The sequence below is a fragment of the uncultured Algibacter sp. genome (assembly GCF_905480415.1).
Taxonomy (GTDB): domain Bacteria; phylum Bacteroidota; class Bacteroidia; order Flavobacteriales; family Flavobacteriaceae; genus Algibacter_B.
Genome location: NZ_CAJQQI010000105.1, coordinates 1 through 10,290, shown reverse-complemented (window position 1 = coordinate 10,290; position 10,290 = coordinate 1). Strand labels below are relative to the sequence as shown.

Below are 10,290 nucleotides of genomic sequence, written 5' to 3'. Positions count from 1 at the left end.
GGGTTTTGTTTTGCAAACAGGCCTGGCGCCCGGTTATATTGATGTTTTAGCACATATTATGTTCCAAGAATTTTGCACCCGCTACCAAGTGGATCGGGCAGATACGCTAGAATTAAAGGTGGGTGCCCTTACCAATCATGCTATAGCACCTCATTTTTATGGGTTTACCTGGAGTCCCGTTGGTGTGGCTACCGAATATGTAAAGGACTGTGTGGTGATTCGTGATTATAAAAAAACAACGCGTCCTGCCCTATCGAAAAGACGTCGCATCATTATTAACGGAATCATTTATGAAGACGATCTTACTTCTGGTGGTGCAGCAGACCTTCCTGATGCCTTGAGCGGAAAAGTGCGGTCTCTGGATTATAAGACCTTGCGGCATCCCGGCCATTATAGCTGGGTTGAGCAGCAACTAAAAGGATTAAAAAATACCAAAGATTCCATTTCCGGATTGCAAGACATCATGCTGGCTGAAATTCCGCATGTTGAAGACGACCAAATTATAGTGTATGCTGCTGTTGCAGGTAAAGACACCAAAGGTGTTTTACGCCGAGCCGAAATCGCAAAACATATGAAGCCACTACAAATAGGTAAACACATGTTACGCGCTATACAAACTACCACAGCGGCGCCATTAGTGCAAGCCATACATTGGTTACTGGAAACGAAGCCTAAAGGTGTTATACTGCAAAGTCAACTCGATGCCAAGACATTTTTAAATGGCGCTTTTGTAACTCGGGTTTACGGGAATATGTAGCCACTTTAAAAACCAGCGCCCAAATACCCTACAAACGTTTATTTTAAAGTTTATTTGGTATTATTTTATCGCGCTCTAGAATTTTAATTAGTTTTTTAGTGTAGGCCTCCATAGCTTTCTTATTATGGTACGGGTCTACCAAATCGAAAGACCCCTGCCAAATTAAAGACGTAGTCGCCGCTTTATTTAGATGATAGAATGATGCTTCGACAGTGACTACTTTATAACTGCCGGGCGGGTCTTGTTTAAAATAAGCTTCCTGATAGGCTAAATAATACAGGGCAAAACGCCGTAAATGATAATCTGTTTTTGAGGATTCGCTGCCATAAGAGGTATTGGCACTAACACTTTTAATCGCAGAAACCAAAACCGTATCGTACCCATTGGCTAGTAATGCATCCACCTGGGCTTCAATATCTTTTACGGTTTGTTTGGAATCTGTAAAGCAGCTGTCAAAAACAACGGCACTTTGTAAGGCTATAATGTTTCTAGCATTTAAATGGGTTATGAGTTCAAACTCAAAGGCTTTCCGAGCGTCATAATTAGGCGTAACACCAACAACTAAAATTTTTTGGGGTTTAAAAAAGGCATACTCCGGGTTTTTCCAGCTATTTATGAGTCTTGTGGAAGCGCAACTTGGTAGCATTAAAATAAAAAGCAAAACCACGGCTCTATTAACCACAACACTCATATTACTTAATAGCTTCTTCATGTATTTGAGGCATTACTAACTCTGAATTGATAAGTTGTTGCTCGTCTAAAACCACAACCATAAGTCTTACATAATCATTTACAGTCTCACTAATAGTTTCTGGATCCATAATATCTATATAGCCTTTCCAGATAAGCGATCTGCCTTTGGTAGGGCAAATACAATACATGGCTGTTTCTGTATGATACACCGTGTAATCTTCATAATAATCTGGATTATAGTAAGCATCTTGATACATTAAATAATCTTCGCTAAACTTTCTATAGGTACTATCATAGCCGTCATAATTCGACTTGTACATAATGTTATCTTCTACACCTATAACTTTTGTGAATAAGATGGTATCAAAACCATCCATTATAAGCTGTCCTTCTAGTGCCAGAAGCTCGATTTCTGTTTTTTTATAGGACGTAAAAGTGGGTTCAAAATATGTGGAACTCATCACCGCTTCTATACCTCTAACCTTGTATTCTTCTTGTAATTGTTGTTCAAATTGCTGTCTAGCGTCCAGGTTAGCCGTCATGCCTACCAACAACACTTTTTTGGGATTATACTGTTCGATATCTGGATTTTTCCAGTTTTCAACGAGTTCTGTTGTGGAACATCCAAAAATCAAAAAGCAAATAGCTAAGATTTTAAAAGGTGTCATGAGTGCTCTGTTTTATTGAAGTAGGAGTTTTTGTTTTCCTTCTTTGATAATACTTTTTATTAGTGTAAATAATTCTGTTTTGAGAATTCTATAATTTTTTAAAAATAGACTTACTTGAATGATGAGTTTTCCATGTTCATCTTTATACGCGTTTTCTTCTTTAAGCTGATCAATACCATCTACCATAATGTTAAGTCCTTTTTCATGATTTACTATGGTATCAATTAATACATCGGTTTCCCTTTGCTGTGTGCTTAATTGGTCGACAATTTTTTTACTTTCCTTAAAATGTTTTGAATCTATAAGCTGAAGGGTGTACGATTTTACTAAATCATCAAAAAACAGCTGCTCGTCTTTAGCAAACCTTAATTCAGATAGCCAATTAAGAGATCCTTTATGCATCGTTTCTGGGCTTAACCATGCTTCGTACTTTTTTACTTTTCTTTTTGTTGTTTTCATTTTGATTTATTTTGAGATTGAAAAAAAGCAGAAAGCAATTTAATGAGGGTTAATACCTCTTTAGCTATAAAATACCGCATATAATTATGTTTCTTTTGCGCTCATATTTCAATATAAAATCAAACCGTAACCAAGGCTATGCTTATATTTTATATTTGATATGAACAAAAAATAATTCAAATTATTAATACACCATTTTAAAGCTAAATTGGTATGATTACTTTCTGCTCTACATAAAAAGTTATAGAACTTCAATAACTTTTTTAGGAACTTCTTTTACAACGGCTTCTTCTTTTTTTAATAATTTAATTTTAAGAACACCATTTTTGTAAACTGCTTTCACATCTTGATCTAAATCTATAGTCGTTGGAAGTGTCATAGATTTTTCAAAAGATTTATAACTAAACTCTTTGCGTGTATAATCTTCGTCTTTTGTCTCATCTTCTTCTTCTTTTTCACCACGAACATGAAGCACATCCTCTTCTATAAAAACTTCAAAGTCTTTTTTATTAAAGCTTGGTGCTGCAAATTCAATTTCAAAATCTTCCTCATGCTCTTGCACGTTCATTGCTGGCATCAAACTATTTTCTTCTAAGAAATCATTATCAAAAATGTCGTCAAACCGTGTTAAACTAGGCTCAAATAATCTATTTCCCCAAGGTCTTAATAGATTACTACTCCAAGGAGTAAGTAATTGACTTTCAGGTGTAAAGAAACTGTTTCGTCTTCGTTTTTTCATTAATGTTGTCATAATATTATGTTTTAGGTTAAACTTATGTAATGACACTAATATATCATCAGAAACAGATTTTTACAATGATATATATCAGTCAGACCAGTAAATTACGAGCCCTTTTTTTAACTTTTAGCTGTTAATAACACTTTCTAAATACTGAAATAACCTGAATTTAAAAATGAATATTTTTTCCTTAAAGTTGAATATTTTGAGTTTTACGGCATCATGCTCCTTAATAAAAAAATGATCGCAAGCCAAATCTTCGCATTCAATTTTAGTTCCAATTTGATTGGCATGTGTACTTAAATCATGTAAAAAATCTGTGCTGTTTTCATGGAGCGCCTGTATTTCATTTTTAAACTTAACCAGGGTTTCATAAAGGTTAATGACCTGAGGTTTGAAAATGGGCTTTTCTAATAATACTTTATAAAATTGAAGTTCGAATTTTAAATTCTCAAGGCTCGTGATATCCGTCGCTATAGAATATTGTAACTCTTCTATAGATTTATTATCTGTGAAGCTTTTATACGCTAGTAGTGTTTCCATAATTTATATGTTTTAAGGTTATATCATCACTTTTTCTACATCTGTAAGTTTTGGTATGGTAACCTGCCAGTTGTAGGTGTCTTCTATTTTTACTCGAAACGCATCTAAAGCAGTCGATTCGCCATGAATTAAATAAACGTTTTCTGGAATGTTTTTAATGTTACTCATCCAATCTAATAAATCGTTTTGGTCGGCATGTGCCGATAAGCTTTCTATACTTTTAATCGTGGCTTTTACAGGATAGTATTTGCCAAAAAAACGTACTTCATGCACCCCTTCTTGTAATTGTCTCCCTCTGGTGCCTTCCGCTTGGTAGCCCACCAAAAGCACTGTGGTTGATGCCACATCAATAAGTTGTTGTAAATAGGTTAAAACACGACCACCTGTAACCATACCGCTACCAGCAATAATTATTTTAGATCGAGTATCGTCAATGGTATCCCAGGTTTCTTTATACGATTGAATGATGTTAATATGGTTACACATGGCATTATAATCTGCCTGAGATAATTTATGCCACTTTGGAAACCGATTAAAAACCTCTAAAACATTATTTCCCATGGGGCTATCAATAAAAATAGGAATGTTTGGTATCTTATTTTTTTTATAGAGTTTCCAAAGCACATACATAAGCGTTTGAAGCCGCTCTACAGCAAAACTGGGTATGATTAAATTTCCTTTTTTCTGAATGGTTTCGCTAATCATTTGAGAAAGGATGGCTTCAATATCATCATCCGGATGTAATTTATTCCCGTAAGTACTTTCAATAAATAAAAAATCGGCCCATTCGGGTTTCTTAGGATTGTCTAATAAATAATCGTTAGCTCTGCCAATATCTCCTGAAAACACAAATCGTTTTTCGTTTATATCCAATTCAATAAAAGTAGCTCCAATAATATGGCCGTTATACTGAAAACGAAAGGCTATGTTCGCTGAAAGTTGAATCCATTTATCAGGCATTTCTACTTGAAACTGTTTTATGGTTTTTTCAGCTTCAAATTTGGTGTAAAAGGGCAATGCGGGATTGTGCTTGGAATAATTTTCTTTGTTTGCTTTTTTGGCTTCTTCCTCATGAATTTTGGCGCTATCTTTTAATATGATTTCTGCAATAGCAAGCGTTGGTGCGGTTCCTAGAATTTTACCCGTAAACCCTTGTTTTACTAGTCGTGGTAAGTAGCCCACATGATCTAAATGGCCATGCGTCAGTAATACCACATCGATAGCTTTAACATTAACGGGTAACGGGCTCCAATTAAGTTCCCTCAATTCTTTTAACCCCTGAAACATACCACAATCTATCAAGATGTTTTTTTCTGAGGTTTCTAAAAGAAATTTAGAACCTGTAACCACACCGGCAGCGCCTAAAAAATTTATTCTCACAAAAGGGTCCATAAGTTTAATTGTTACATAACATTTTTATTTCCTTTAATATTTTTTCTTTTCTGATCTCTGAAACACCCAAATGGTCTAAATAAAAAGCATCGCCAACTAATTGTCTACAAAGCACAACATCCCGACTTAATAAAAACTGTTTTTCTCTATTGGTTAATAAAGTAGATACGGTAATGGGATATAAACCTAACCGGTCTATACGCTCTTTTAAACCGTCGTTTTTAGGGTAATCCCAGCTTAATAAATACAAATTGACGCAGTTACCATATTGTATAGCAGCGTCTGTAAATCGTGTGTTTGTTACTACCCACCCTTTAGTGAGCGTATTTCTGTTTTTAGAATTCCCATTCCAAAAGGCTTTAACATCATTATACCGTGAATTTATATATAGCGGCACCTTGACATTACATTTAAGGCCTTCTTCATTATGAAATTTACATTCTATAACACTAGTTTTATTATTTTTATGAGCCATAACATCAATTTCGTGCGTGACACATTGCCCTTGCAAAATTGTACCCACTTCCGTTTTATATCCGGAGTATTTTAAAATGGCACTTATAAAATGTTCAAAAGGAAAACCGGTGGGTCCCAGCTCATAAATCGCTTTTTTTAGTTTGTATTTGGATGCTAAATAACTTTTCTTTTTTTTAAGTAATGCGAACGCCCTGTTATAGATTTCTTTAGTTGAAATGCCTTGATATAACTCATCTCTTACATTGTCTACAATTTGATTTACCGTTTGCTGATCTGCACCAATACGCCTTAAAGATGCCTTTAATTTATCCAATGAAAATTTCACTTTCTCACCCGATGATTTAATGATATCAATGGTGTTAGTTTCCATATAAACTGGTATTCATTTAAAAATACGAACTACAATCTGCCCTTTTTATAAAAGGCTTTTACCCAAGCTTTTACTTGACGTTTGGTCATGCTATCTGCTGTAACTACATCTTTAACTTTAGCACTTAAATCTTTATAAGAGGCGTTTAACGCTTTATTGAATTTGTCTTTAATCTCTGCTGGACCAAAAAGTACAATTGCATCTGAGTCTTTGATTTCTGAAGCTATAGTTTTAAAATATGTTTTTAACTGAAGTTTTTCGCGTTCTAAATATTTACTATCTTGAACTACATCCTGCGGACCTCCTTTTAGTCGCGTACCCGAACCACCAATAACATGAAAGTATTCTATGTTTGATAGTACGGTGTTTACACTAATTTCACCATTAACCAGGGTTACAACGATGGCTTTTTCTTTATCTAACCAAACACCTGTACTTCTTTTTTTTAGATTGAATTTTGACTGTACCATAATAAAATAATTTAAAGGTCTTTCTATAAAGACTATAATTCATATTCAGTTTCTTAAATCGTGCATTACGAATATGGGAACATGAGAGCTGTACCCAATTTCTTTTACTAATGGATTGCTTAATATGCTCCCAAAAAAAGCGTGTTTTTTATTTATAAAGGCCACCATATCACTATCTCTACTTTCTATAAAGCATATAATAGCGGTAGGTATTTCTGTATGACTTAGTGTATGAAATGTGTGCGGTACACTTTCAAAATAGTCCTGCAGTAACGCTTTATTACTGAGTTGTTTTTCGCTCAATGTGTCTTCTGTAGCCGCATGTAAAAACCGAATGGAAGCATCACAATTTTTAGCCAAATCGATTAAATATTTGAGTTCTCTTCGTTTTACATGGGTTTTATAACTCGTAGGAAATACAATTTCTTTTGGTAAGTTATGTTTGGCTTGCTCTGGAACTACGATTACAGGACAGTTTCTTACTTTTTCCATCACATCTATGGCCACACCTCCAAAAACGTTTGTTCTAGAGGCTGTGTTGCCTTTGGTGCCCATAATGATCATCTCTATATCCTTTTCTTCTACGATATCGGTAATCGCTTCAACAACGTTATGAAACCTAGAAATCGTTTCAAAATGATGCTTTGTATTATCGTACTCTCTAAACGTTAACATATCCAAAACTTTGGCTAACCCGTTTTCAGAATCTAGTTTTGCGGTTTCATACATTTCACCTCCAGGTTCCATTTTTATTAAACTACTTAGAATATCGACTCTATCAGAAAACACATTCAAAATATAAAAATCAACAGGCTCTTTTTTATAGAGCTCTAAAGCATAGGTTATGGCATGCCAGGCGTTTTTAGAAAAATCTGTTGGTAATAATATTTTGCGTTTCATAAGCTTGTTTTTTAAAGTGTTTAATTGGTGTACATCACAAAAATTAAAAGTGTCATATGGAGCGCGATCGGTATGCTACTAGAATGCTATCTGCATTGCCTTTGACTGCGCTCAGACTAAGTTCCTACAGGCACTCCCTTTATATTTTGTACTTAGTTACATTACTAAATTTACCGATACAAACTAGTGATGGCAATGATATAAATCAGTTCACTCGGGAATAACCAAAAACGGAATTTTAGCATGAAACCCTAAATTTTTTATTACAGGTTCCTTTATGATGGCTTGAATAAAACTGTGTTTGTACTTGACCATCGCTAGTATATCAATGCCCAATTCTTCAATAAAATCATTAATTTCCACGGCCTTTTTAGCGTACTTGGGCATCCAGTGTAAACTAGACTCATAATTGCTTAAATAGCCTTTAAGCGCGCTTAAATTATACTCTTGAACAGCATTAAGTTCTTCTTTGATATTAATGTGTACAATCCTAATTTTAGAATCATATAAATCTGCCAACTGTGTTAATGGCGTAAGCTCCTTACTATCATAAAAACGATTATAATCTGTTGGAAAAGCAATTTGTTTGGGCTCAATAAAATCGTATTCCTCTGGCACAACTAATACAGGACAATTTGTGTTTTTTATAACGCGAACCGTATTGCTGCCAAAGAAAAATTCCTGGGCTCCAGTAGCCCCTTTAGTGCCCATTATGATGAGATGGATGCCATGTTTTTTTATAGTATGTTTTATGGCCTTGTTTAAATCAGCTGTACTTAAAATAATTTCAAAATCATGATTACTATTCGCATTTCCACTTTCTGCTAAGGCCTTTAAATCCAACAACTCCTTCATAGCCGCTTCCTTCATCACATTTAATAATTTATTAGAAAGATTTGAAAGCATAGATACTTTGATCGACGTTGTATTTAAAAAATAAAATGTGCACTCGAAGTCTGCATAAAGTTTTAAGGCATATACAGTAGCACTCCAAGCGTTATCTGAAAAATCTGTTGGAAGCAAAATATGGTGTCTCATCTTTTCTTTTTTTATAGTTGTTATTGCGATAATTAAAGAACGTAAGTGGCATTAAACCGTTCTAATTGACATCAACTTTCATAGTTTGGTCTATTAGATCATTCATGCTGTAATTGATTTTACAGGAATTACTAAAAAGGGAATATTTAAATGAAACCCTATTTGATTTATAGTCGACTTAAAAAATAAATTTTCGAAAAAAGAGTGCTTATTATTAATCATAACCAGCAAGTTTACTCGTGACTTTAATTGAAATTCTGTTATCGCTTCAGCCACATCTTTATTACTTACACTATGAAATAAATGCGCTACATGTTCGAAGCTTTTTTGCAGGATATTTTTGTGTGCTTCTTGGTCTTCTGACAAATCGTAGCCATAAGACACATGTAATATGTTCACTCTAGTATTGTAAAGTGATGTAATATCAATTAAGGGTTTTAAGTGATGGTCTTTATAATCGATCTCGTAGTCTGTTGGAAATAAAATCTCATGTGGTGTTTCAAAACTAAAACCAGCGGGAACTGCCAAAATAGGACAGTCTAAATTTTTAAAAACATGCACGGTATTTGATCCAAATAAAACTTCGGTAGCACCAGTGGCACCTTTGGTTCCCATTATCACGTAATCAACTTTCTTTTTTGCAACCAGTTCTTTAACTTCTGAAACTAAAGTATTAAACGCCGCAATTGTTTCAATGGTATGCTTTGGGTTTTTAAACGTTTTAGTCATCCTGTCTTTAAAAATATCCAGTTGCTTTAAAGCGTTTTCCCTAACCGCATCACCCAATCCATATTGTGCTGGATTAACCAAAACATATTCAACATGATAAATGACAGGTGTATATGCATTTAGCAAATAAAATGTACATGTTTCATTTTTAAAAAGGTTTAAAGCATAGCTTATAGCATTCCAAGAATTCTCGGAAAAATCAGTAGGTAACAGTATTTTTTTCATGACTCTCTAGTTTAAGTTAGAACTAATCGCGTTTTATGTTTTGTAATGCTAAAAATGGAATTTTAAGGTGTAAACTCAATTCATCGACGATGGATAAAAACAAATTACTCTCTAAAAAGGAATGTCTTGTATTTACCATGACTAGCAAATCAATGTCATGCTCTTTGATGTATGTATATATCGCATTGATTATATGTTTGCTCTTTTCTGTTTTAAAATTGAGACTGTTTTTACACAATTCTTCTTTTATAAAAGTTTGATTGTCTTCTTGTCGCCTAGAAAGCTTTTTGCTTTTGGATATATAAAGCATATCTATTACCGCACGATATGGCGAAACCATTTCACAAAGCAATTTTAGTTCCCGTCTTTTATAGGGTATTAAATAGTTTGTTGGGAAAAGCGTGTGTTTAGGCTGTTTATATTTATAACCCTGGGGGATTGCCAATACAGGACACTGCACGTATTTAAGGACTTGTAATGTGTGACTACCAAAGGTTAACTTTTTGTCATTGGTTTTTCCACGAGTTCCCATTACTATAACATCTATATTCTCGTCGTCTACAATTTTATCAGTCTCATCCAAAAGCATGTTATTAGATGAAATGATATTATAAGTATGTCTGGGATTTGGTGATATTTCGTGTATTTCTTTTAAAATAATGCCCAATTCTTTCAATGACTTTTCACTAGTGCGCCTTGTGATTTCCTCCAAAGTCTCTTTTTCCAGTAAATCTTCATCGGCATATATATCGTCCTGATAGGCATGCATAATGTAATAGTCGCATTTTTCGTATTTAAAAAGTTTTATGGCGTAATGAATGGCATTCATT

The 10,290-nt window shown here is 34.2% G+C and carries 13 protein-coding genes; 1 reads left to right on the top strand and 12 read right to left on the bottom strand.

The window, feature by feature from the left end:
• The first annotated feature begins 10 nt into the window (after nt 1-10).
• Nucleotides 11-757 (top strand): saccharopine dehydrogenase C-terminal domain-containing protein, encoded by a 747-nt coding sequence (locus QZ260_RS07460; protein ID WP_295984606.1) that lies wholly within the window; start codon nt 11-13, stop codon nt 755-757.
• Between the two features lie 43 nt (nt 758-800).
• Here QZ260_RS07460 and QZ260_RS07455 read toward each other — a convergent pair whose 3' ends face one another.
• The 12 genes from QZ260_RS07455 to QZ260_RS07400 all read right to left on the bottom strand — a co-directional run bounded on the left by QZ260_RS07455 (nt 801) and on the right by QZ260_RS07400 (nt 10,289).
• Nucleotides 801-1,469, bottom strand: a complete 669-nt coding sequence (locus QZ260_RS07455) for a hypothetical protein (protein WP_295984605.1) — start codon at nt 1,467-1,469, stop codon at nt 801-803.
• Nucleotides 1,450-2,118, bottom strand: a complete 669-nt coding sequence (locus tag QZ260_RS07450) for a hypothetical protein (protein WP_295984604.1) — start codon at nt 2,116-2,118, stop codon at nt 1,450-1,452. The genes QZ260_RS07455 and QZ260_RS07450 overlap by 20 nt, the downstream gene beginning before the upstream one ends.
• Before the next feature lie 12 nt (nt 2,119-2,130).
• The gene (locus QZ260_RS07445) at nt 2,131-2,577 is read right to left on the bottom strand and encodes a hypothetical protein (RefSeq protein WP_295984601.1); all 447 of its coding nucleotides are present in this window, start codon (nt 2,575-2,577) and stop codon (nt 2,131-2,133) included.
• 241 nt (nt 2,578-2,818) lie between these two features.
• On the bottom strand, nt 2,819-3,328 hold the full coding sequence (locus tag QZ260_RS07440) for an Hsp20/alpha crystallin family protein (protein WP_295984600.1): 510 nt from the start codon (nt 3,326-3,328) through the stop codon (nt 2,819-2,821).
• 114 nt (nt 3,329-3,442) lie between these two features.
• Nucleotides 3,443-3,859, bottom strand: a complete 417-nt coding sequence (locus QZ260_RS07435; protein WP_295984598.1) for a hypothetical protein — start codon at nt 3,857-3,859, stop codon at nt 3,443-3,445.
• Nucleotides 3,860-3,877: 18 nt separating this feature from the next.
• Nucleotides 3,878-5,251, bottom strand: a complete 1,374-nt coding sequence (locus tag QZ260_RS07430) for an MBL fold metallo-hydrolase (protein ID WP_295984597.1) — start codon at nt 5,249-5,251, stop codon at nt 3,878-3,880.
• A gap of 4 nt (nt 5,252-5,255) precedes the next feature.
• Nucleotides 5,256-6,098: an ATP cone domain-containing protein gene (locus QZ260_RS07425; RefSeq protein ID WP_295984596.1), complete on the bottom strand. Its 843-nt coding sequence runs from the start codon at nt 6,096-6,098 to the stop codon at nt 5,256-5,258.
• 29 nt (nt 6,099-6,127) lie between these two features.
• Nucleotides 6,128-6,568, bottom strand: a complete 441-nt coding sequence (locus tag QZ260_RS07420) for a hypothetical protein (RefSeq protein ID WP_295984594.1) — start codon at nt 6,566-6,568, stop codon at nt 6,128-6,130.
• Between the two features lie 45 nt (nt 6,569-6,613).
• Nucleotides 6,614-7,468 (bottom strand): universal stress protein, encoded by an 855-nt coding sequence (locus QZ260_RS07415; protein WP_295984592.1) that lies wholly within the window; start codon nt 7,466-7,468, stop codon nt 6,614-6,616.
• 210 nt (nt 7,469-7,678) lie between these two features.
• Entirely contained in the window at nt 7,679-8,506 is an 828-nt protein-coding gene (locus QZ260_RS07410) for a universal stress protein (RefSeq protein WP_295984591.1), read from the bottom strand.
• 102 nt (nt 8,507-8,608) lie between these two features.
• Nucleotides 8,609-9,460, bottom strand: coding sequence for a universal stress protein (locus QZ260_RS07405; RefSeq protein WP_295984590.1), 852 nt, complete (start codon nt 9,458-9,460; stop codon nt 8,609-8,611).
• Between the two features lie 22 nt (nt 9,461-9,482).
• On the bottom strand, nt 9,483-10,289 hold the full coding sequence (locus QZ260_RS07400) for a universal stress protein (protein WP_295984588.1): 807 nt from the start codon (nt 10,287-10,289) through the stop codon (nt 9,483-9,485).
• Between the last annotated feature and the right edge of the window lies 1 nt (nt 10,290).

Bases quoted from the DNA above. Each gene is read 5' to 3' on its own strand.
- QZ260_RS07410 (WP_295984591.1), bottom strand. From the start codon at position 8,506: ATGAGACACCATATTTTGCTTCCAACAGATTTTTCAGATAACGCTTGG.
- QZ260_RS07430 (WP_295984597.1), bottom strand. From the start codon at position 5,251: ATGGACCCTTTTGTGAGAATAAATTTTTTAGGCGCTGCCGGTGTGGTT.
- QZ260_RS07445 (WP_295984601.1), bottom strand. From the start codon at position 2,577: ATGAAAACAACAAAAAGAAAAGTAAAAAAGTACGAAGCATGGTTAAGC.
- QZ260_RS07400 (WP_295984588.1), bottom strand. From the start codon at position 10,289: ATGAATGCCATTCATTACGCCATAAAACTTTTTAAATACGAAAAATGC.
- QZ260_RS07405 (WP_295984590.1), bottom strand. From the start codon at position 9,460: ATGAAAAAAATACTGTTACCTACTGATTTTTCCGAGAATTCTTGGAAT.
- QZ260_RS07420 (WP_295984594.1), bottom strand. From the start codon at position 6,568: ATGGTACAGTCAAAATTCAATCTAAAAAAAAGAAGTACAGGTGTTTGG.
- QZ260_RS07440 (WP_295984600.1), bottom strand. From the start codon at position 3,328: ATGACAACATTAATGAAAAAACGAAGACGAAACAGTTTCTTTACACCT.
- QZ260_RS07415 (WP_295984592.1), bottom strand. From the start codon at position 7,468: ATGAAACGCAAAATATTATTACCAACAGATTTTTCTAAAAACGCCTGG.
- QZ260_RS07435 (WP_295984598.1), bottom strand. From the start codon at position 3,859: ATGGAAACACTACTAGCGTATAAAAGCTTCACAGATAATAAATCTATA.
- QZ260_RS07450 (WP_295984604.1), bottom strand. From the start codon at position 2,118: ATGACACCTTTTAAAATCTTAGCTATTTGCTTTTTGATTTTTGGATGT.
- QZ260_RS07425 (WP_295984596.1), bottom strand. From the start codon at position 6,098: ATGGAAACTAACACCATTGATATCATTAAATCATCGGGTGAGAAAGTG.
- QZ260_RS07455 (WP_295984605.1), bottom strand. From the start codon at position 1,469: ATGAAGAAGCTATTAAGTAATATGAGTGTTGTGGTTAATAGAGCCGTG.